The organism is Hoeflea sp. YIM 152468 (assembly GCF_029210485.1).
In the GTDB taxonomy this organism is placed as follows: domain Bacteria; phylum Pseudomonadota; class Alphaproteobacteria; order Rhizobiales; family Rhizobiaceae; genus Hoeflea.
Genome location: NZ_JARGET010000029.1, coordinates 84,722 through 105,493, shown reverse-complemented (window position 1 = coordinate 105,493; position 20,772 = coordinate 84,722). Strand labels below are relative to the sequence as shown.

18 protein-coding genes are annotated in these 20,772 nt (G+C 62.4%); 10 read left to right on the top strand and 8 right to left on the bottom strand.

Translation table 11 applies throughout. The features are described 5' to 3' along the window. Nucleotides 1–68 precede the first annotated feature (68 nt). From PZ897_RS15625 to PZ897_RS15610, 4 genes are all read right to left on the bottom strand, one after another. A complete protein-coding gene (locus PZ897_RS15625) occupies nucleotides 69–1,733 on the bottom strand; it encodes a thiamine pyrophosphate-binding protein (RefSeq protein WP_275753436.1) in 1,665 nt (554 codons plus the stop codon). Further along, nucleotides 1,730–2,920 (bottom strand): CaiB/BaiF CoA-transferase family protein, encoded by a 1,191-nt coding sequence (locus PZ897_RS15620; protein ID WP_275753435.1) that lies wholly within the window; start codon nucleotides 2,918–2,920, stop codon nucleotides 1,730–1,732. Before PZ897_RS15620 ends, PZ897_RS15625 begins: the two co-directional genes overlap by 4 nt. After that, complete coding sequence (locus PZ897_RS15615) at nucleotides 2,913–3,731, bottom strand: tellurium resistance protein TerC (protein WP_275753434.1); 819 nt, start codon at nucleotides 3,729–3,731, stop codon at nucleotides 2,913–2,915. The genes PZ897_RS15620 and PZ897_RS15615 overlap by 8 nt, the downstream gene beginning before the upstream one ends. Before the next feature lie 126 nt (nucleotides 3,732–3,857). Continuing rightward, the gene (locus PZ897_RS15610; protein WP_275753433.1) at nucleotides 3,858–4,796 is read right to left on the bottom strand and encodes an alpha/beta hydrolase; all 939 of its coding nucleotides are present in this window, start codon (nucleotides 4,794–4,796) and stop codon (nucleotides 3,858–3,860) included. Between the two features lie 227 nt (nucleotides 4,797–5,023). On the opposite strand from PZ897_RS15610, the gene PZ897_RS15605 reads away from it, so the two are divergent. From PZ897_RS15605 to ettA, 3 genes are all read left to right on the top strand, one after another. Then, nucleotides 5,024–5,254: a hypothetical protein gene (locus PZ897_RS15605; RefSeq protein ID WP_275753432.1), complete on the top strand. Its 231-nt coding sequence runs from the start codon at nucleotides 5,024–5,026 to the stop codon at nucleotides 5,252–5,254. 391 nt (nucleotides 5,255–5,645) lie between these two features. Then, the gene (locus tag PZ897_RS15600) at nucleotides 5,646–7,343 is read left to right on the top strand and encodes a pentapeptide repeat-containing protein (RefSeq protein WP_275753431.1); all 1,698 of its coding nucleotides are present in this window, start codon (nucleotides 5,646–5,648) and stop codon (nucleotides 7,341–7,343) included. 91 nt (nucleotides 7,344–7,434) lie between these two features. Then, complete coding sequence (gene ettA, locus PZ897_RS15595; RefSeq protein WP_275753430.1) at nucleotides 7,435–9,084, top strand: energy-dependent translational throttle protein EttA; 1,650 nt, start codon at nucleotides 7,435–7,437, stop codon at nucleotides 9,082–9,084. Between the two features lie 81 nt (nucleotides 9,085–9,165). Here the strand turns inward: ettA and PZ897_RS15590 are convergent, their stop codons facing one another. Beyond that, nucleotides 9,166–9,588 (bottom strand): hypothetical protein, encoded by a 423-nt coding sequence (locus PZ897_RS15590; RefSeq protein WP_275753429.1) that lies wholly within the window; start codon nucleotides 9,586–9,588, stop codon nucleotides 9,166–9,168. Nucleotides 9,589–9,821: 233 nt separating this feature from the next. Here PZ897_RS15590 and PZ897_RS15585 point away from each other — a divergent pair, with 233 nt between their 5' ends. The 3 genes from PZ897_RS15585 (at nucleotide 9,822) to metF (ending at nucleotide 12,531) form a co-directional block, all read left to right on the top strand. After that, the gene (locus PZ897_RS15585) at nucleotides 9,822–10,448 is read left to right on the top strand and encodes an MOSC domain-containing protein (RefSeq protein ID WP_275753428.1); all 627 of its coding nucleotides are present in this window, start codon (nucleotides 9,822–9,824) and stop codon (nucleotides 10,446–10,448) included. A 153-nt stretch (nucleotides 10,449–10,601) separates the two neighbouring features. Then, nucleotides 10,602–11,615: a metalloregulator ArsR/SmtB family transcription factor gene (locus tag PZ897_RS15580; RefSeq protein WP_275753427.1), complete on the top strand. Its 1,014-nt coding sequence runs from the start codon at nucleotides 10,602–10,604 to the stop codon at nucleotides 11,613–11,615. Between the two features lies 1 nt (nucleotide 11,616). Further along, nucleotides 11,617–12,531, top strand: a complete 915-nt coding sequence (gene metF / locus PZ897_RS15575; protein WP_275753426.1) for a methylenetetrahydrofolate reductase [NAD(P)H] — start codon at nucleotides 11,617–11,619, stop codon at nucleotides 12,529–12,531. A gap of 581 nt (nucleotides 12,532–13,112) precedes the next feature. Here metF and PZ897_RS15570 read toward each other — a convergent pair. Both PZ897_RS15570 and PZ897_RS15565 read right to left on the bottom strand, forming a co-directional pair. Then, on the bottom strand, nucleotides 13,113–14,378 hold the full coding sequence (locus PZ897_RS15570; protein ID WP_275753425.1) for an amidase: 1,266 nt from the start codon (nucleotides 14,376–14,378) through the stop codon (nucleotides 13,113–13,115). Between the two features lie 32 nt (nucleotides 14,379–14,410). Continuing rightward, nucleotides 14,411–15,322 carry a DMT family transporter gene (locus tag PZ897_RS15565; protein WP_275753424.1) on the bottom strand — a complete coding sequence of 304 codons (912 nt, stop codon included), beginning with the start codon at nucleotides 15,320–15,322 and terminating at the stop codon, nucleotides 14,411–14,413. A gap of 142 nt (nucleotides 15,323–15,464) precedes the next feature. Between PZ897_RS15565 and PZ897_RS15560 the strand changes: the two genes are divergently transcribed. The 4 genes from PZ897_RS15560 to PZ897_RS15545 all read left to right on the top strand — a co-directional run bounded on the left by PZ897_RS15560 (nucleotide 15,465) and on the right by PZ897_RS15545 (nucleotide 19,570). After that, nucleotides 15,465–16,685: an alanine racemase gene (locus PZ897_RS15560; RefSeq protein ID WP_275753423.1), complete on the top strand. Its 1,221-nt coding sequence runs from the start codon at nucleotides 15,465–15,467 to the stop codon at nucleotides 16,683–16,685. Nucleotides 16,686–16,877: 192 nt separating this feature from the next. Further along, entirely contained in the window at nucleotides 16,878–17,357 is a 480-nt protein-coding gene (locus PZ897_RS15555; protein WP_275753422.1) for a YetF domain-containing protein, read from the top strand. Nucleotides 17,358–17,464: 107 nt separating this feature from the next. Next, nucleotides 17,465–17,710: a hypothetical protein gene (locus tag PZ897_RS15550; RefSeq protein ID WP_275753421.1), complete on the top strand. Its 246-nt coding sequence runs from the start codon at nucleotides 17,465–17,467 to the stop codon at nucleotides 17,708–17,710. Between the two features lie 258 nt (nucleotides 17,711–17,968). Then, entirely contained in the window at nucleotides 17,969–19,570 is a 1,602-nt protein-coding gene (locus tag PZ897_RS15545; protein WP_275753420.1) for a cation:proton antiporter, read from the top strand. A 9-nt stretch (nucleotides 19,571–19,579) separates the two neighbouring features. Here the strand turns inward: PZ897_RS15545 and PZ897_RS15540 are convergent, their stop codons facing one another. Next, on the bottom strand, nucleotides 19,580–20,728 hold the full coding sequence (locus tag PZ897_RS15540) for a lytic murein transglycosylase (RefSeq protein ID WP_275753663.1): 1,149 nt from the start codon (nucleotides 20,726–20,728) through the stop codon (nucleotides 19,580–19,582). Nucleotides 20,729–20,772 lie beyond the last annotated feature (44 nt).

The following is a 20,772-nucleotide window of genomic DNA, read 5'->3' as shown; positions in this document are numbered from 1 at the left end:
CTTCAAGCCAATGCGTCTTTACGCCGGGCGCGGTGATGCCGTTGCCATGCGAGACAAGCGCGAGGGGCCTATGGCTTCACGCCGGTGCCTGAGATCTGGGTCAATGTCCGGGTCGGCGTGATGGCTTCGCGGTCGAGCTTGACCTCGATGATCGCCGGGATGCCGCTGGCGCGGGCCCGCTCGAAGGCCGGGGCGAATTCGGCTGTTGTCACCACCGTTTCGCCGTGGCCGCCATAGGCGCGGGCAAGGGCAGAAAAATCCGGGTTGGTCAGGTCGGTGGCGCTGACCCGGCCGGGATAGTCGCGCTCCTGATGCATGCGGATGGTGCCGTACATCGAATTGTTGACCACGACGACGATGATCGGCAGCTTGTGCTGCACGGCGGTGGCAAATTCCTGGCCGTGCATCATGAAGCAGCCGTCGCCGGCAAAGGCCACCACCAGGCGCTGGGGGAAAGCCTGCTTGGCGGCCACGGCAGCGGGCACCCCATAGCCCATGGAGCCGCAGGCCGGAGCCGCCTGGGTGGCGAAGTTTCTGAACCGGACATAGCGATGAACCCAGGTGGCGTAATTGCCGGCGCCATTGGTCAGAATCGCATCGTCGGGCAGGTAATCGCGCAGCCAATCGATGATCGGCCCCATATGCACATCGCCGGGCCCGGTTTCAGGCGGAGTCGACCATGTCAGATACGCCCCGTGCATATTGGCGGTTCGCTCGGCGCGGGCCGGGGTGGTGTCGACTTCCAGTGTCGACAGCGCTTCGGCGAAAGAGGCCGGATCGGCGTTGATCGCCAGTGTGGGCCGGTAGACCCGGCCGAGTTCACCGGCGTCGGCATGGACATGGATCAGTGGCTGGGCCGGGAAGGGCACATCGAGCAGGGTGTAGCCCGAGGACGGCATTTCGGAAAACCGGCCGCCGATCAGCAACACCAGATCGGACATCCTGATCTCGTCGGCCAGTGCCGGATTGATGCCGATGCCGACATCGCCGGCGTAGCAGGGATGCAGATGATCAAACAGCATCTGGCGGCGGAACGAGCAGCCGACAGGCAGCTGCGCCCGCTCGGCAAAGCGCTCGATCTGGCGCACGGCTTGCTCGGTCCAGCGGGTGCCGCCAAGGATCATCACCGGGCGTTCGGCGCGGGAGATGCGTTCGGCCAGATCCTTCATCTCCGGCGCGCCGGGGCGGATTGCCGCCACCGGGTTGGGCAGGATCTCGGCGGGCGGATTGGCGACCACTTCGCGCAGCACATCCTCGGGCAGTGACAGCACCACTGGGCCGGGACGACCGGACATGGCGACGGAAAATGCACGATTGACAAATTCGGGAATGCGGGTCGGGTCGTCGATCTCTCCGACCCATTTGGCAAATTCGGTGAGGGCGCGGCGGTACTCCACTTCCTGGAAGGCCTCGCGCTCGCGGGCATCGCGCTGGACCTGACCGATGAACAGGATCAACGGGATCGAATCCTGGCGTGCGATGTGCAGACCGGCGGTGGCGTTGGTGGCGCCGGGACCACGGGTGACAAAGCAGATGCCGGGCTTGCCCGTCAGCCGGCCCCAGGCGTCGGCCATCATCGCGGCGCCGCCTTCCTGGCGGCAGACGGTGATGCCGACATCCGAATCAACCAGCGCATCGAGCACGGCGAGATAACTCTCGCCGGGGACGCAGAACAGACGCTCGACGCCATTGGCCTTGAGCGTGTCGACAATCAACTGGCCGCCGGTTTTCATGTATGTGTCCTCTTGGTCTTGATGGTTTCGAGTTCGCGCAGCACTTCATCGGTGTGCTGGCCCAGACGCGGGCTCGGGCGGTCATAGTGCAGTGGCGAGGCCGGAAGAAGAATCGGCGCCCGCACCGAGGGGATTTCGGTTCCGGCCTGGTCGGTCAGATCCAGTCTGAGCCGGCGGGCTATCGCCTGCGGATCATCGAACATTTCGGCGATGGTGTTGATCGGTCCGGCGGGCACGGCGTTGGCCTCGCAGGCCGCCAGCATGCCGGCTTTGGTCCATGCGCTCATCTCGGAGATGATGTCCTGGCGCAGCCGCTCGCGATTGGCAACGCGCAACGGGTTGGTCTGGAAATCGGGATCGGCGCCGAGGTCTGCCGCGCCCAGCAGCTTGCAGAAGCGCTGAAACTGGCCGTCATTGCCCACGGCGATGATGATGTGTCCGTCGGAAACCGGAAACACCTCGTAAGGGGCGATGTTCAAATGGGCATTGCCCATCTGCTCCGGAGCCTTGCCGGACACCAGATAATTGAGATTCTGGTTGCCCAGAACGCCGGCCTGGGTGTCAAACAGCGCCATGTCGATCATCTGGCCTTCGCCGGTCTTCTCTGCGTGGCGCAACGCCGCCTGGATGGCGATCACGGAATAAAGGCCAGTGAAGATGTCGGAGATGGCGACGCCGGCCTTTTGCGGCTCACGGCCTTTCTCGCCGGTGATCGACATCATGCCGGCCATGGCCTGGATGATGAAATCGTAGCCGGCGCGCGGCGCGTAAGGCCCGGTCTGGCCGAAGCCGGTGATCGAGCAATAGACCAGCGCCGGATTGGCAGCTTTCAGGCTGCCGTAATCGAGGCCGTATTTCTTCAAGCCGCCAACCTTGAAGTTCTCGATCACCACATCGGCGGTGGCGATCAGATCGCGCGCGGTCTCAGCCCCTTGGCGACTGGCGATGTCGAGCGTGATCGAGCGTTTGCCGCGATTGGCCGAGTGATAATAGGCGGCGGAGAGATTTTCGCCATCGGCGCCGGTGACGAAGGGTGGACCCCAGCGGCGGGTGTCGTCGCCGCCGTCGGGGTGCTCGATCTTGATCACGTCGGCGCCGAGATCCGCCAGCAGCTGACCGGCCCAGGGGCCGGCCAGAATGCGCGCCAGTTCGATCACCCGGACACCGGCAAGCGGCGCCTCAGACATGGGCGGCTTCTGCGCGCGTGTGCATTGCCTTGAATTCCTTCTGACGCATCAGCTTGCGCTGGTAGCGGCCCTGGACAACCTCGACCAGCACCATGGTGGCGAGGATGAAGTAGAATGTGGCTTTCGACATGACCAGCACATCGTAGCCGAAGAACGCCAGGTGGGCCAGATGACCGCCTTCGCTCATCAGCATCATACCGACCAGCAACAGCACAAACAGGCCGAGCACCTCGTACATCCGGTTTTTCTTGAGGAAGTTGGCGACCGCATCGGCCATCAGCACCATCAGCGCCCCGGAAACCACGATGGCAGCGGTCATGACCACGAAATTGTTGGTCAGGGCGACGGCGGACAGAACCGTGTCGAAAGAGAAGATGAGGTTCATGGCGAGAATCCAGAACAAGGCTTTGCTGACGCTTTTGGACCCGCGTGAAGCCTGATCCTCCTCATGCTCTTCAAGGCTCATCATGTGGGTGATTTCCTTCAGGGCCGTGTAGATGAGGAACACGCCGCCCGCCAGCACGATCAGCGCATGACCGGAAACCTCGCCTTCCACATAGGGAATGCCCGCGACGCTGAACAGCGGTTCCTGAAACGACTGGATGAGCTGGAGGACGACAAAGAGCAGCACGATGCGCAGCACGATGGCGAGGATGATGCCCCAGCGGCGGACGAAGGCCTGCCGTTCGGGCGAAACCCGCTTTGCCTCAATGGAGATATACAAAAGATTGTCGAAACCCAGCACGGTCTCGAGTGCGGTGAGTACGAGAAATGTGGTCAGGTTCTCGAATGTAAAAAGTTCAGCAAACATGGTCGGTCTCCGGTTCGCGGGTGTCTGTTAGCAGGTTTTCCCGGAGTGTGTCACGCCCGCACCTGCCCGGTTTTAACGCGCGATCGGCAAGCCAGTTCCGTGGGGCGGTGTTGGGTGCGGGAAGTGTCATGGTGCGGGAGAAAGAGACGTGTCGAGCCAGGAGACGAAATCGGCCATCGACTGCTCACGGTTGATCTCGTTGAGTGTTTCGTGGCGGGTGTGGGGAAGGATGGTGGTGGAGACAGAAATCAGCCCGGCTTCCTGCATCCGATCGGCCAGCCACCGGACCGCCGCGCCGTTGTCCGTGGCGGGGTCTTCGGCTCCGCCAACCAGATGCACCGGCAAAGCTTTTGGCAGCCGCGCCAGGGCTGTGGCGTCGCCGCCTTGATAGATCAGCGCAAACACATCGCGCCACATGCTGACCGTCGCGTCCCAGCCGCTCAACGGATCAATGACATAAAGGTCGACCTCGACCGGGTCGTGCGACAGCCAGTCAAAGTCGGTGCGGCGCTTCGGCATGGCGTTGGCCCAGGCCTGAAAGGTCAGTCTTGGCAGGATCGCGCTGGGGGTGTCGGAGCCCTTGAAGACCGCTTCAACCGCCAGCACGGCCTGAGCCGCACGGCCGGAAATCCCGGCGTTGAAATTCGAATTCCAGATGGCCAGCGCGCTGCTTGCGGCGGGATGGGTCTCGGCGAAATTGAGCGCCACCAGCCCGCCCATGGAATGGCCGAACGTGATCACCGGCAGGCCCGGATGCCGCTCGCCGATCAGCGCATGAATGGCGGCAACATCGGCCACCACTTTCGATGCGCCGTCTTTGGAGGCGAAGGCGCCGGGGATCGAGTCAGGCGCACGGGTGGCGCCATGGCCGCGGTGATCATGGGCATAGACATGGTAGCCGTGGGCAGCGAGAAAACGGGCAAAGCGCTGGTAGCGGGCCGCGTGTTCGGCCAGGCCGTGGTTGATCTGCACGACCGCGCGCCCAGCTTCGTCAGCCGGCACATGGCGGACCGCCAGTCTGGCGCCGCTCGGGCTCGAATGGAGAAATGGAGAAAAATCGCTCATGCGCCATTGGTCATGGCCGCGAGGTGAAAATCAAGAGACTTGTTGCTCGATCAACCGATGAAACCCTCCGCTCTGACGCGGCGGGGGAGGTTCGTCGGGACTGCCACTGTCAGTGGCCGATTGCGGCCTTGTTGCAGGCCTGGTCATCGGCCCCCCTGCAATCGGCGGGTTGCCCTTATCGCAAAAATCGCTAGGTGAGTTGTCAACAAGCCATGGAGTGCCGACACGTGAGCGATCTGACCCTGACCCAAGCCATCGACAACATCTACACCTCGATCAAGAACGACAACGAAGATCTGGACAGTCACATTGCCGCGCTGAAGGCCGCGATGGCGCGTGACGGCGTCAAGGAAGCCGTGTTCGAGCCGGCCAGGCTGGCGCAGTCCAATCGCCAGGGGCGCAAGATCATGCAGTCCTACTTCAAGAAAAAAGGCGTGACTGTCAGCTTTTCCGCCTGAGTGACGTTCGGCTGCCATGACGCCGCAAACCGCTGCGGCGCCAGATCGGACGGTTTTCCCGCGGCACCGCCGGGATCGCCGACGCCCCTGTGGCGTTGACGATAGGGTGCTGACCGACGGTCCGGCAGGATCAGGCGGCATTCGAGTGTCCTCAATGGGCGCGCATGGGCGAATGGCATATGAGCCTAGGGGCTGATTGCGATCGGCCCTCGGCTGTGCCGGCATTGTTTGCACGCCACTCTGACTCGTTCCCGAGCTGCGGCAGAGCATCCGGTGCCGTCTGGCTACGCACAGACAGTGCTTTTCCTTTGGGCGTGGTTTGGGTAGGATTTGGGTGCGCGCGAAAGCGCGGGTCGCTCGGGGAACAGTTTTGGGAGCGAGGGGGGCCGGGATGACTGGAGATGGCGATCTCGACGCGATGGATCTCGATGCGGTTCTGGGGGATGAGGAAAACAGCGCGTTGAAGCCTCAGGCGTCGAACCAGGCTCGGGCGCGTCCCGCCTATCGCGGCGGCACCGCCATTCTGGTGTTTGTGCTGGGTGTGGCCTGCGGAATTCCGGCGGCAATCTTCATGCCGGGCTTCCTCACCGATCACGGCTCGGTGGTGCTGGGTATCGTGCTCGGCGCATTGCTGTTTGCCCTTGTCGTCCTGTCCTTGATCTTCGTGTTCCGGCAACCGCTTTGGCGCTGGGTGTTCCAGCGCACGGAAGTCGAGGTGACACAGTTTGCCGGCCCGCTGGCTGATGTGGCGCGGTATGCGGCCGGTCAGCAGGTCAATGAGGCGACGCAGGCAGCGAAGAGTTTTGCCGAGATTGCGCTGGCCCGCTATGCCTGGATCACCACCCGGCGGTGGCTGGTGGCCTCGATCACCGGGCTGATTGCGGCGATGGCGGCCCTGGCCGGCTCAGCGCTGCTGTTCGAGCAGAACAAGCTGTTGAGAGTGCAATCGGGGCTGCTGGTCGAGCAAAACCAGCGCATCGATTTCCAGAATGCGCTGATTGATACCCAGATCCAGTTGGCCGAAGCCGAGCGCAGCGCCCAGATCGGACCGGAGGTGGTGGAGATCGGGGCTCTGATCGGGGCCGAGCGGCAGCGCTATCTCGATGGCGGCGGCGACATCGAGAATTTCGGGCTTGGCGATCTCAGCAGCTCGACGCGCGGGCGCATCGTTGCGGCAAGCCTGGTGGCGCGGCCTTACCGCTATCTCTCGCCATCCAACGCCAATCCGCGCGACACCGATGGCCTGATGCGCACAGCACTGGCCCGGCGGCCCGATGCGGTTGCCAATCAATCGGTGCTCGACGATGGCCCTGCGCGGCCCGAGGCAGAGCGTCTGGTCGATCGTGCAGTCAGCCCGGAGCGCGGCGATCTGCTGACCATGCTGACGGCCAACGGGGTGCTTGAGACTGAAGCCCTGACATTCCTGGGCGCGGATTTCTCCTTTGCCGAATTCCGCCGCGAGGTGGCCGGCGGGCTGTCGATGCGGCATGCGCGGCTGGCGTTCGCGGATTTTTCCTGGACGCGGATGATCGAGTGCAGGTTCGGCGCGGCGCAGCTCGACCATGCGCGGATCGAAAACGCCGTGGTGCGCGGGTCGGACTTTTCCTCGCTTGCAGCCGCACAGGTGGCCGCGCCCTTCAGTGCGGCCGGACTTGACTATCTGCCGACCAGCATGGCCGGGATCAGCTTTCAAGGCAGCGTGATCCACGCCACCGGCTTTGCCCGCGTCAATGCGATAGCGCCGGTGTTCGACGGCGCGGTGGTGGCGATGGCGGATTTCACCGGCGCATCGATCGGCGGCGCGAGCTTCCGTGATGCCATGATCATCGACAGCGTGTTTGAGGGAGCCAGCCTGCTGTCGATGGACCTGGAAGGCGCAATCGTGTTTGAGCAGACCTTTCTTGCGCGGCTCAAGCAGGCGGCAGCGCCGGGGTCTTTCGTGGCTGAGCGCTGGACGCTGGCCCCTGTTCCGGCGGGCGAGGTGGCCAGCCATCCGGGCTATGTCGAGATGACCAATCACGTGCCGGAGAGCGCCTATGCCGGCCTGCAGGCCTGGCGCATAAGCCGGGTTGCACAGGCCCAGGACTGATCGGTCGGGGAGTGTGTCTTCGCCTCATTGCCCTTCGCGGCGCTTTCGAATAGACAGCACTCAACAATCCAAATCATGTCTGGAGCGCATCGTGGCACGGCAGTTCATCTATCACATGGCGGGGCTCAACAAGTCCTTTGGCGCCAAAAAGGTCCTCGAAAACGTCCATCTGTCATTCTACCCGGATGCCAAGATCGGTATTCTTGGTCCCAACGGCGCCGGTAAATCGACGGTTCTCAAGATCATGGCCGGGCTCGATAGCGAGTTCACCGGCGAGGCCTGGCTGGCTGAAGGCGCGACGCTTGGTTACCTGCCGCAGGAACCAAAGCTCGATCCGGCCAAGACGGTGCTGGAAAACGTCATGGAGGGCGTGGCCGAGAAACAGGCGGTGCTCGACCGGTACAACGAACTGATGATGAATTACTCCGACGAGACCGCCGACGAGGGCGCGCAACTCCAGGATGTCATCGACGCGCAGAACCTGTGGGATCTCGACAGCCAGGTGGAGATGGCGATGGAAGCGCTGCGCTGCCCGCCCGGTGACGCCGGCGTCGAGGCACTGTCGGGCGGTGAAATGCGCCGCGTGGCGCTGTGTGCGCTGCTGTTGCGCCAGCCGGATCTTCTGCTGCTTGACGAGCCGACCAACCATCTTGATGCCGAAAGCATCGCCTGGCTCGAGAAGCATCTGCGGGAATATCCCGGCGCGGTGATCATGATCACCCATGACCGCTACTTCCTCGACAATGTGACGGGCTGGATACTCGAGCTCGACCGCGGCAAGGGCATTCCCTACGAGGGCAATTACACCGCCTATCTGGAAGCCAAGGCCAAGCGCATGAAGCAGGAGGGCCGCGAGGACGCCGCCCGGCAGAAGGCGCTGAGCAGCGAGCAGGAATGGATTGCCTCGTCGCCGAAGGCCCGGCAGGCCAAATCCAAGGCGCGTATCCGTGCCTATGACGAACTGGTCAAGGCCGCCAATGACCGCCGCCCGGGCGAAGCCCAGATCATCATCCCCACCGGCGAACGGCTCGGCAACCAGGTGATCGATGCGGAAGGCATTTCCAAGGCCTATGGCGACCGGCTGTTGATCGATGATCTGACGTTCAAGCTGCCGCCCGGCGGCATCGTCGGCGTCATCGGCCCCAACGGCGCGGGCAAGACCACCCTGTTCCGGATGATCACCGGGCAGGAAAAGCCCGATTCCGGCACCATCACCATCGGTGACACGGTTCAGCTCTCCTATGTCGACCAGAGCCGCGATTCGCTTGATGGCAACAAGACCGTCTGGGAAGAGATTTCCGACGGCAACGACATCATCAAGCTGGGCCGGCACGAGATGAACAGCCGCGCCTATTGCTCGACCTTCAACTTCAAGGGCGGCGACCAGCAGCAGAAGGTCGGCACCTTGTCCGGCGGTCAGCGCAACCGGGTGCATCTGGCAAAACTCCTGAAATCCGGCGGCAATGTGCTGCTGCTCGATGAGCCGACCAACGATCTCGACACCGAAACGCTCGGTGCCCTGGAAGAGGCGCTGGAAAACTTCGCCGGTTGCGCCGTCATCATTTCGCATGACCGCATGTTCCTCGACCGGCTGGCCACCCACATTCTGGCGTTTGAAGGCGACAGCCACGTGGAATGGTTCGAAGGCAATTTCGAGGATTACGAGCAGGACAAGATCCGCCGTCTGGGCGCCGACAGCGTCAATCCGAAGCGGGTGACCTACAAGCCGTTGAAGCGGTAGAATCTGAATTTCGGGGACGGCTTACTTTTCACTGAATGCCAACTTTTTGCGTGATGCCGGAAAGCAAACTGTCCCCGAAACTCACTCGATCCGGCAGCAGAACGGAAAGAACGGGGCACTGAGGCCCGGCGCGCCGGTGGGCGTGAAGGTGAAATCGCGCACCGCGTCGCTCTCATCGGTGCAGCCGCCCGGCGTGTAGGCGATCGAGCCCGTGACCGGGTGGCTGGTTTCAAGCTGCCAGGGGTTTTGCGAGGCGAAGCTGATGCTGCCCGGTGTGGTCTGAATTCCATCGCCGGAAAAGGCGTCGATGAAATTGGCACTCATGCCGCCGTCACAGCTCAGTTCCAGCGCCCAGTTGGGTTCAAATCCCGAGCAGATCATGGTCTGCCCGGTTTCGAGCAAGCCGTTGCAGGACAGATCCGCGGCGAATGCCGCCACCGGATGGCTCAAGGTGAGGGCAAGGCTCAGGCACAGCGGCCTTGCGAGGTTGTGGGCAAGCATCATCGACGATCTCCCTGATCATGTCTGTCAGCTCCCCACGACGTAATCCTAGCACATTTTGATGGCGGCGTGAATTGAGGCGGCCTGTCCGGCTTGCAGGCCGGGCTTGCTGGCCGGGGGCGTGGATTGACGATGGATGGCGCGGTGCCGAGATCATCGGTCACGGATTTTGATTGGTCCAATTGCTGCGCATTCGCTATGGCAGGGATGATGCAAACGCCAGTCCGGAGTGACCGATGACCCTGCCGCTGTTTCCCGATGACGCCATGGCGCTGCCTGACATCCTTCCTGCGCGCCGGCTCAAGGGCCGGGTGACAGCGGCGCTCGACGCCAGGGGCGGGGATTTCCTGACCGAACCGGCGGCATCGCTGGAGATGGACATCAACGGAATCAAAGGTGATTTCCATGCCGGGCCGACCCGCAAATCCGGCGGCCGCGAGCCCTGGTATCCCCGTGGCACGGAAATTCGCAATGAACGGCAGCTGTCGATCGTGGCGACGGACGAACTGGCGCTGGCCGCGGCGCTGATGGGCATCGAGCGGATCGAGCCGGGCTGGATCGGCGCCAATCTGGTGCTGGATGGCTTTGCCCAGCTGTCGATGCTGCCACCGCGCACGCAACTGTTTTTCGAAGGCGGCGTGACGCTCAGAATAGATGGTGACAACGGGCCGTGCCGCCTGGCCGGCGCTGCAATTGCCCGCAATTACCCGGACATCGACCAGACCGCGCTGGAACTTGGATTCGTCAAGGCCGCCAAGCGCCGCCGCGGCGTCGTCGCCTGGGTGGAAAAGCCCGGCGTCATCCACACCGGCGAATCGGTGACGGCGCATATCTGGGAACAATGGATCTACGCACCGGTCTGATCCGGCGCAGGATTGGGTGAGCGACCCTGGCCAGCGTCGGCACAGGGCGTTGGCGCCGCCCTTGCGACACCGGTTTTGGCACCAGCGACATTGTGCTTGCCTTGCCCCCGAAGATGACATAAACATATCTTTATATCATTTTCGAGGTTGTCAATGCTGTCCCACTCTCCCCTCTCACTTGAGGAATGCGTCGAAGTTCTCAAAGCCGCCGGTGAACCCACACGCCTGCGTTTGATCGCGCTTCTGAGCCAAGGTGACTTGACGGTCAGCGAAATGACCGAGGTTCTGAGCCAGTCGCAGCCGCGGATCTCGCGGCATCTCAAACTGCTCGGCGAGGCGGGACTGGTGGAGCGCTACCAGGAGGGGGCCTGGGCCTATTTCCGGCTGACCCGCGACGGTATGCGGGCCAAGTTGATGCAGCATGCGCTTGCTGCAGCCTCGCCCTCGGACGCCTCTCTGGCACGGGATGCCGAACGTCTGGCGTCCGTCAAGCAAGCGCGAGCGAGCCGGGCCGAGGCCTATTTCTCGGCCAATGCAGAGAGCTGGAACGAGCTCAGAAGCCTGCATGTTCCCGATGACAAGGTCGAGGCGGAGATCCTCAAGCTGCTCGGGCGGACGCCATTTGACGGATTGCTGGATCTGGGCACCGGAACCGGAAGGGTGCTGGAACTGCTCGCCGACCGCTATCGCCGCGCCATCGGCATCGATTCGAGCCGCAACATGCTTTCCATTGCCCGCGCGCAACTGGATGAAGCGGGCATTACCCATGCTTCGGTACGCCAGGGTGACATCTTCAATCTGCCGCTCGAGCGGGAGAGTTTTGACGTGGTCACCATTCACCAGGTGCTGCATTTTCTGCATGATCCGCTGCCCGCTATCACCGAAGCTGCGCGGATGTTGCGGCCGGGCGGCCGGCTGGTGGTGGTCGATTTCGCATCGCACGAGCATGAAGAGCTTCGTCTTGAGCACGCCCATGCACGGCTCGGCTTCAGCCAGGACCAGGTTGCCGAATGGCTCGAGCAGTGCGGACTCACGGTCGAAAAGATTGTCGACCTGCCCCCCGACAGCGGCGACACGCGCGCGCTCACGGTCACCTTGTGGCTGGCCCGTGATCCACGCCTGTTGATCGCATCCGACATCCCATCTTCCAGCACAGGAACCGCGTAATATGTCCAGCTCCTTCCGCGCCAGCGCAGAGGCTCTTTCCGAACGCATCAAGGTGTCATTCGAGTTTTTCCCGCCCAAGAACGGCGATATGGAAGGTCAACTCTGGGACAGCATCACCCGGTTGGCCCCGTTCCAGCCGGATTTTGTCTCGGTGACCTATGGCGCGGGTGGATCGACCAAGGAGCCGACGCTGAACACCATCACCCGGATCAGCCGCGAGACAACACTTGCACCAGCCGCGCACCTGACCTGTGTCGGCTCCGACAAGGTCTCTGTCGACGCCGTCGCGCGGGAATTTCAGGCTGTCGGGGTCAAGCATTTTGTCGCGCTCAGAGGCGATTCGCCGGACGGGGTAGGGGCCGCCTACAAGCCGCACCCGCAAGGCTATGCCAACGGTGCCGAGCTGGTGGCGGGCCTGCGCAATATTTCCGATTTCGAGGTTTCGGTCTCGGCCTATCCCGAACGGCATCCCGAAAGCCCGGATTTCGCCACCGACATCGACATGCTCAAGCGCAAGGTCGATGCGGGTGCGACAAGGGCGATCACCCAGTTCTTCTTCGACAATGATGTCTATGAGCGTTATGTCGAACGGGCGCGGCGTGCGGGTATCTATATTCCGATCGTGCCGGGGATCCTGCCGATTCACAATTTCGCCCAGGTTGCACGCTTTTCCAAACTCTGCGGTGCGTCGGTGCCCGACTGGCTGGCCCGGCGATTTGACGGGCTGGAAAAGGATGCCGAAACCCGCGCGCTGGTGGCCGCGGCTCTGGCGGCAGAGCAGGTCAACGATCTGGTCGAGCGCGGCATAGACGACTTTCATTTCTACACGATGAACCGGGCCCAGCTGGTCTATGCAATCTGCCACATGCTGGGTTTGCGCGGCGATGAGACCACAGCTGTGGGTGCGGCAGCCTGAGTGCCGCTGTCCCGCGTCCTGACCGAGTCCTGAAGCGGCACGGGAGGGCAGCCGGCGTCATATTGCGCCGCAGATGCCCGCATTCGGCTGCCAGCCGCAAACGAGAAACGGGAGCGCCGAAACGCTCCCGTCTTTGTAACTCTTGTCTGCTATTCAATGACCTCCATCGCTAGATGAAGAGCATTGCTCCAACAAATATGAACGCTGCACAGATCACAAGGGCATTGAGCGACTGCGTAAATCCCATGGTGGTCCTCCATCGCGTTTGCTGACAAATAATAGTCGCTGGCGTGGCACCGTGCAAAGAAAATTCGTTGCTGCAGTGCAGCGAAAACCCGCCATTGTTACCCTGGTTGCACAGTCATCCTGTTGAAAATGCAAGGTTAATCGGGCGTTCATTTTCTGTTAAGAAATCACCAAATACCTCTCATGAGTGAAAATTTGCGCGCCACACCCGGTGAGATTCGCCATATTTTTGCCGCATAACGGGATGTGGTTTTTGATCGGTTCGGGCCAACCGACTGGAATCACTGCCGGAACCGCTGCGGTCGCACCGTATTGTCCCTTGCGGCCTTTGTGGGCTAGCCCCTGAAGGCCGCCTCAAGCCGTGCAGCGGCGGTGAGCAAGGCCTGGTCCCGGCCAAAACGGGCGACGGCCTGGATGCCCAGCGGCAGGCCAGCCTCATCGGCAAGACCCGGAATGTTGATTGCCGGGGTTCCCAACAGGGTCCACAACCGGTTGAAACGCGGATCCCCCGTCGTCGTCAGTCCGCGTGGCGCTGCGCCGGGGGCTGATGGGGTGAGCAGGATATCGACCTCGCCAAACAGGGCGCGCGCGGCGCTGCGGCCGCGCTTGGCATGTTTGCGAGCCTCGTCATACTGAGAAGGCGTGATCGCCTGGCCGCGCTCAAGGGTTTCAATCAGCACCGGGCTGAGGGCGTCGCGCGAGCGGGCCAGGTCCGGACCGCAGGCAAGGCCCGCTTCATGGTCCTGAATGACGAGATGGGCCTCGCGGGCCACAGCCAAGGCCTCCGGTTCACCGATTTCGCCGACGTCAAAGCCGGCATCGGCGGCCAGATCTGCTGCTTTGGCAAGGGCTTGGCGCATGTCTGGATCGGCATCCGCAAGCTGGGCACACCGGTAAAGCGCAACCCGGATGGTCGAGGGATCAAGCGGAGGTTCGTCTGGACGCGGCGCAAGATCGCGGCCGGTCAACAAGGCTGTCAGCACCGCCACATCTTCTATCCCGGCCGCAAACAGGCCGGCAGTGTCGAGCGAAGGCGCAAAATGCTTCATTCCCGAGGTCGGCAGCAGGCGGAAGCTCGGCTTGAAGCCAGCGACGCCGCAAAAGGCTGCCGGGCGGATCACCGAGCCACCGGTCTGGGTGCCGATCGCTGCCGGGATCATGCCTGCGGCGACGGCGGCAGCCGAGCCGGAGGACGAGCCGCCTGGCGTGTGCGCATGATTGTGCGGATTGACGGTCTCCGCGGGATGAATGAATGCCAATTCGGTGGTCACGGTCTTGCCGATGATCGTGGCGCCCTGCCTGCGGGCAAGATCGACAATGGCGGCATCGACCCGCGGACGATGATCGCGATAGGCCGGCGATCCATAAGATGTCGGTTGATCGAAGGTGTCGAAGATATCCTTGATGCCGATGGCAATGCCTGCAAGCGGACCCTCAGTGCGGATCGTGGCGTCGAGGTCCCTATGGGCGAAGGCCTTGATGCGGGGATCCTTGCGGCCAATGGCATCGCGGCACAGCGCTACCATCAGCTCAGGTGTTGCCTTGCCGGCGTCGCGTGCTTTGACCAGCGCCGCCAGGCTCATCATGCGGTTGATGTTCATTTTCCCTCCAGGCAACTTCAAATCCACCGGACCTATCGCCTGCCTCTTATGCCGAGCCGGTTGTCGAGAGACAAGAGGCCGAGCGCGATGAGACCGAGACCGAGGGCTTCGGTGAGCGACAGGGTTTCGCCGAGAAACAGGATGCCGAGCACGATTGCAGCCGGTGGCACCAGCAGTGTCACCAGCGAGGCGGAGGTGGCACCAGCGACACTGAGAATGCGGAAGAAAAGGATATAGGCAAAGGCGGTCGACACCAGCGCCAGCGCCAGTATGGCCGCAATCACCTCGAGCGAGGGCACTGGAAGCGTCCAGGGCTGATCGACGAGAACCGCCAGGGGCAGCATGATGACGCTTGAGGCGGTGAGCTGGCCGGTGGCGGTGATCCGTGGCGGCACACCTTTGAAGCGCTTGCCGAAGGTGGCGGCGAAGCCATAGGAGATGGCGGCGCCAATGGCTGCCAGCATGGCCCAGAGCGGGCTGTCGGCCAGCCCCAGAGCCGAGGGGCCGATGAGCAAGATCATGCCGGCCAGTCCGAGGCCGCAGCCAATCAGCTTGGCGGCGGTGATTTTCTCGTCTGTTGTCAGAACCTGGGCCACCAATACCGCCCAGACCGGCGTTGTGGCATTGAGAATCGACGCCAGGCCAGCGCCGATCTGGGTCTGGCCGATGAAAATCAGGGTGAAGGGAATGGCGTTGTTGATCAGGCCCATGATCATGAGTGCGCGCCAGCGGCTGGTCAGTGTCTGGTAGAAGCCGGGCATGCGGCCAAAGGCAATGTGCAGCGCAATCGCCGCCAGAGCGACCCGAAACAGCACCAGCGTCATGGGCGGCACATGCTGGACGGCGATGCGGCCGAAAAAAAACGATCCGCCCCAGATGAAGCCAAGCAGGACAAGCAGGCCCCAGGTGGCAAGATCCATGGAACGGTTGGCTGTGTGAGGCATGTCGGGTTTCCTTGCGCTGCTGGATGGTGCTTGCCACAGGCGCAAGTTGGGTGCCACCCGAAATCAGCCTTGAGTTTCAGACAGCGCCAATTGCCGGGAGTCCAGCCTGTTGATACTGTCGCGGCCAACCTTGGAGATGCAGATGCAACGATTCACCACCGGTACCGACGCCGCCCTCGCGCTCAGACCGGATCATCCGCTCTATTGTTTCAGGCCGGAGGTGTTGAAACAGGATGCGGTCCAGTTCATGAAGCTGTTTCCCGGTGACACGGCCTATGCGGTCAAGACCAATGGCGAGCCGATGGTGCTCAAGACACTGGTCGAGGCCGGGGTGAAGATCTTTGATGTGGCCTCGCCGGGCGAGTTTTCCGCTGTGCGGGCTGCCTCGAAGACTGCCGAGATGCTCTACATGCATCCGGTCAAGGCGCAATCTGATATTCGCCTTGCGCTGGAAACCTACGGTATAAGGGTGATGTCGCTCGACCATGAGGACGAGATCGCCAAGGTGCTCAGGATCGTCCGGGCGCTCGATCTCGATCCCGCGGCTATCAGCATCTTTGTGCGGCTGCAGACCAAGGGCCATGCGATGTATGAGCTGTCGAAGAAATTCGGCGCCGCTCCTGGCCATGCGGTGGAACTGGTGCAGCGGTTGCACAAGATCGGCTTCAAGGTGGGGCTGTGTTTTCACGTCGGCAGCCAGGTGGAGGAGGCGGAATCCTATGAGCTGGCGCTCAAATCCGCCGACTGGGTGCGTAACCGCGCCGGCGTGCCACTGGTGGGGCTTGATGTCGGTGGCGGATTCCCGGCGGTCTATGGCCATAATCCCAACCGCAAGGCCAGGCCGATGCCGCCGCTCGAGGAACTGATGGGCGAACTCCGCTCCAACATCAGCGAATGGGGTTTTGACGAGATGCCGCTGGTGGCGGAGCCGGGGCGGGTGATTGTGGCGCGGGCATTTTCGCTGATCGTGCGGGTGCTGTTGCGCAAGGGAAAGCGGCTCTACATCAATGACGGCATCTGGGCTTCGCTGTCGGACAGCTGGACCGGCAAGATCACGCTGCCGGCACGCTTCATCCCTGATCCGGCGCGCCGGATCCGCAAGGGCAGGGCCGAAAATGTGGTGCCGTTCAAGGTCTGCGGCGCGACCTGCGATTCCGTTGACATCCTGTCGCGGCCGTTCTGGCTGCCGGAAACCGTTGACACCGGCGACTGGATCGAGATCGGCCATATCGGCGCCTATTCGCTGTCGCTCAGGACCCGCTTCAACGGCTTCTACCCCGATGATTTTGTCGAGGTGACGACGCCGTTCGGCGGTGAGGGGGCCCCGGACAGTTTCGCCAGCCTCGAGACAATGGCGGATTGATCGGCCTGCGGGCAGGTGGGCTTGCCGGCCGGCCTTGCCGCTTTTCGTTGCCGTGCGACATGATGGACAGGCGCAAGGGAACAAATCCGGCGGGTCAGGGGTTGACCGGTGCCGGCACTGGTGGAACGGGGCAGCGCTCCGGGCCCTCCCGATGACGGCTTTGCAGAGTTTCAACCGGTCTGGAAGGCACGCATGGACACTCCGATCTTTTTTGACGACTGGGCCGGTATCGGCCGAATTCTCATCATCGGGGTTCTGGCCTATGCGGCGCTGATCCTGATGCTGCGGATTTCGGGCAAACGGACGTTGAGCAAGTTCAACGCGTTCGATTTTATTGTCACCATCTGCCTGGGCTCGATGCTGTCGTCGATTATCATCACCAAATCCGTACCGTTGATGGAGGGTGTGGTGGCGCTGGCGTTGCTGATTATCCTGCAGTATTTCATCACCTGGCTTTCGGTGCGCAGCCCGGCCTTCCAGTCCCTGATCAAGAGCAACCCGACGCTGCTGGTTCATCGCGGGATCTATCAGGAAAAAGCGATGCGGGCCGAGCGGGTGTCAAGGCAGGAAATCGCCGCTGCGGTGCACGCCAGCGGCAAGTCCGAGCTGTCAGCCAACCAGTCGGTGGTGCTGGAGACCGATGGCTCGCTCAATGTGTTCGAGGCGGTGTGACCAGGGTCTGGAGCAGGTCTGGCCCGCCGCTCGGCCTCCCCGCGCGCATCTGTCACGCGCATTTCGGGGGACTCCTGCGATACAATGACGGAACCGGAGATCGAGCCATGCCCAAACTGATCCGCTTTGTACTACTCAACTCCGCATTCGGGGTGCTGATCGGCTGGCTGGTGGCTGCAGCCGTTGTTTATTTCAACATCAATGGATTTGGTGATCTGATCTGGCACTCATCGAGCCGGACGGTAGCCGTGTTTGTTCTCCTGGTTTCGTTCGGCAGTACCTTCGGATTTGCGGTGATGGCGACCGCGGTGATGCTGATGCCGCGCGACAAGGACGAGTTCGACAAGCTTTAGCAAAACTCTGCAAACGAGAACCGCATTGCGCGCTCTGTGCCGCAAGCCCTGAACGTCCGCCTCCGGTGCCATCGAGACACTGCCTGGCGCTGAAGCGGCGGGGTTGGTGAACGGTGATTTCGCGGCAGTGCGGTCTCGAACAACTCTCCGGAGATGAAAGACGCAAGTGCTTGTTGCCATGCAAAGCAGCAAGTTTGACTTAAGTTTGTTTTCCATTTGCTGCAAAGCACTCTAGGTTTGATTGCCAGGGAGTGATTGATGGAAGACCAGATTGTCGATGCGGTCGAAGCGGTGGGTGGGGCCATGGAGAAGGCTGTCGCCCAAGTGGTGGATCAAGCCGTCGGCCAGGGCGGCCATCACGGAGATGCGATGGTGGCCATCGCGATCGCGGTGGCCATCGCGGCGCTGCTCGGCCTGGGTTTCATGCGCATGAGACAACCGCCGCTGGTGGGCTTCATCCTGGCCGGTCTGGCGCTTGGCCCCACCGGTCTGGGCGTGATTTCGTCGTCCGAGAATGTCGCGCTGCTGGCCGAACTGGGTGTTGTGGTGCTGCTGTTCTTCATCGGCATGGAACTGTCGATCAAGGCGTTCGTGCTGAGCATAAAACAGGCAGTTCTGGTGGCTGTCGGGCAATTGATCGCCTCGATGCTGCTGGCCGCCCTGCTGGCTTTCGTGCTCGGCGCCAGTGCTTCGGAAACTCTCATACTGGGCTTCATCATCGCACTTTCGAGCACCGTGGTGGCGATGAAGATGCTGGACGAGATGGGGGAATTGCGCGGCGCGCCCGGACGGATTGCGGTTGGTGTGCTGATCGCGCAGGATATTGCCGTGGTGCCGATGCTGATCCTAGTCTCGAGTCTCGGCGGCGACACCTTCGACCTCGGCGAGGTAACCTTCAAAGTGGTGGTTGCGGTGCTGCTTTTGGCCGGGCTGCTGTGGTGGTTTGGCCGCAATCCGAAGCTCAAACTGCCTTTCGCCACGGCGATCGAGAACAATGTCGATTTGCTGGCGATCGGCTCGCTGGCCTTGTGTTTTTCCGCCGCCGCGCTGTCCGGTCTGGCCGGCCTGTCACCGGTCTACGGTGCGTTTCTGGCGGGCATCATCGTTGGCAACTCGACGCTCAGGAGCCGGGTTATCCCGGTGATCGAGCCGATCCAGAGCATCCTTCTGGTGGTGTTTTTTCTCTCCATCGGCCTGCTGATCGACCTGAACTTCATTCTTGCCAATGTCTGGCTTGTGGTCGCAGCGGCGTTTCTGGTGGTGGCGCTGAAAACCGTCCTCAACATTTTCTTGTTGCGGCTGACCGGGTCGGACCCCAAGACTGCGCTGATCGCCGGGCTGTCGATGGCGCAGATCGGCGAGTTCTCCTTCGTGCTTGCGGCCGCCGGATTTGCCTCGGGTGGTTTCGGCTCCGACATCTATCGTCTGGCGATTGCGGTCACCGCGATTTCGCTTCTGGTGTCGCCGCTGTGGTTCAATCTGATGGAGCGTGTCGAAGATCTCGCCAGTGAGGGGCTGGGATCCTACAAGCAGGCGCTGTCACAAGCCTATGAAGATGAACTCGACGGTGTGGAGAACATCATGTGGTGGGCGCGGGCGCGCTATCGGGCTGTGCGTTTCGCGCTTTACCAGCGCCGGGCCCGGCGTTCGGCGAGCAAGGCCGAAGCCGACGCGGCTGTGCGGTCTGCCGCCCAGGCTGGCCCGGCAGCGGCGGATATTGACAAAGCCGAAGACATTACCCCAAACGGTTCCGGCTCTGAGGCAGCCGTTGCCGGCCCTCCGCCGCCTTCGATCAATCAGGCGGCGGCCGGGCCCCTGGACGAGGGTGATGCACCCTTACCCAAGCCTGCGAGCCGGTAGTGCCGTGGCTTACAACCGGCTGAGCAAGGCCTGATCCGGCCATCCATCGGCGGGCAGGCCGAGACGGAGTTGCTCGGCACGCACGGCGGCGCGGGTACCGCCGCCCAGAATTCCGTCGATCTTGCCCACATCATGGCCAAGCGCGGCGAGCTTTTCCTGAAGACGCTTCATGTTCGCATCGTCGAGGCCATCGCCGGGATTGCCCGCATCATAGGGCTTGGCGCCGGCAAGCCGGGTGGCGAAATAGGCTGCCGAGTTGGTGTAGATGAAGCTCTGGTTCCATTCGAGATAGATCGAGAAATTCGGAAACACCAGAAAGGCCGGTCCATTCCGCCCCTGAGGAAACAGCAGATCAGCGGGAAGATCTGCTGTTGTGGGTGCGCCATTGCGGAACGTGACCCCGAGCGCGGTCCAGTCGCCGAGCTTCATGCCCTGTCCAAGTCCGGACTTCTCATAGGGAAAAGAGCCTGAGGGCACGGAGACTTCGGCCAGCCAAGGCTCGCCCGCCCGCCAGCCCAGAGCCTTGATGAACTTGGCGGCGGTCATGATCGCGTCTTCGGACGATGTCTTGAGATTGACGTGGCCATCGCCATCGCCATCGACACCATGCTCGATAATGTCACGCGGCAGCATCTGAACCTGGCCAATCTCGCCGGCCCAGGCGCCGGTGGTGGTGGATGGATCAAGGTCGCCATGGCCCACCATCTCGACGGCGGCGAGCAATTGCGGGCGGAACAATTCGGGTCGGCGGCAATCATGGGCCAGCGTCGCCAGTGCATTCATGGTGTTGAAATCGCCCTGTACCGCGCCGAAATCGGTTTCCAGCCCCCAGAAGGCGGTAATCACGGCCGCAGGCACGCCATACTCGGCCTCCGCCCGGGCAAAGGTGTTGGCGTATTGCTTCATTTTCTTGGCGCCGACCTGCAGGCGGTTGGCACTGACCGAGCGCCTGGAAAATTCGAGAAAGGTCTGGCGGAAAACGCCCTGCGCCCGGTCGCGCGACAGCACCTTGTTGTCGATCGTGGCACGGCGCAGCGCATGTTGCGCGACATCGGGGCTGATGCCACGGGCAATCGCCTCGGCTTTGACGCCTTCGAGGAACTGGGCAAAATTGCCGCCGCAGGCCGGCGCCTGGGCCATGGCGGAAGTCGCCAGCATGCTTGACAGGGCAAGGGCGAGGGTGAATTTCGGTGTCATGATGG

Coding starts and splice junctions, on each gene's coding strand:
- PZ897_RS15550 (WP_275753421.1), top strand. CDS start 17,465: ATGCCCAAACTGATCCGCTTTGTACTACTCAACTCCGCATTCGGGGTG.
- PZ897_RS15610 (WP_275753433.1), bottom strand. CDS start 4,796: ATGAGCGATTTTTCTCCATTTCTCCATTCGAGCCCGAGCGGCGCCAGA.
- metF (WP_275753426.1), top strand. CDS start 11,617: ATGTCCAGCTCCTTCCGCGCCAGCGCAGAGGCTCTTTCCGAACGCATC.
- PZ897_RS15565 (WP_275753424.1), bottom strand. CDS start 15,322: ATGCCTCACACAGCCAACCGTTCCATGGATCTTGCCACCTGGGGCCTG.
- PZ897_RS15620 (WP_275753435.1), bottom strand. CDS start 2,920: ATGTCTGAGGCGCCGCTTGCCGGTGTCCGGGTGATCGAACTGGCGCGC.
- PZ897_RS15555 (WP_275753422.1), top strand. CDS start 16,878: ATGGACACTCCGATCTTTTTTGACGACTGGGCCGGTATCGGCCGAATT.
- PZ897_RS15560 (WP_275753423.1), top strand. CDS start 15,465: ATGCAACGATTCACCACCGGTACCGACGCCGCCCTCGCGCTCAGACCG.
- PZ897_RS15545 (WP_275753420.1), top strand. CDS start 17,969: ATGGAAGACCAGATTGTCGATGCGGTCGAAGCGGTGGGTGGGGCCATG.
- PZ897_RS15585 (WP_275753428.1), top strand. CDS start 9,822: ATGACCCTGCCGCTGTTTCCCGATGACGCCATGGCGCTGCCTGACATC.
- PZ897_RS15615 (WP_275753434.1), bottom strand. CDS start 3,731: ATGTTTGCTGAACTTTTTACATTCGAGAACCTGACCACATTTCTCGTA.
- PZ897_RS15600 (WP_275753431.1), top strand. CDS start 5,646: ATGACTGGAGATGGCGATCTCGACGCGATGGATCTCGATGCGGTTCTG.
- PZ897_RS15625 (WP_275753436.1), bottom strand. CDS start 1,733: ATGAAAACCGGCGGCCAGTTGATTGTCGACACGCTCAAGGCCAATGGC.
- PZ897_RS15580 (WP_275753427.1), top strand. CDS start 10,602: ATGCTGTCCCACTCTCCCCTCTCACTTGAGGAATGCGTCGAAGTTCTC.
- PZ897_RS15540 (WP_275753663.1), bottom strand. CDS start 20,728: ATGCTGGCGACTTCCGCCATGGCCCAGGCGCCGGCCTGCGGCGGCAAT.
- PZ897_RS15590 (WP_275753429.1), bottom strand. CDS start 9,588: ATGATGCTTGCCCACAACCTCGCAAGGCCGCTGTGCCTGAGCCTTGCC.
- PZ897_RS15570 (WP_275753425.1), bottom strand. CDS start 14,378: ATGAACATCAACCGCATGATGAGCCTGGCGGCGCTGGTCAAAGCACGC.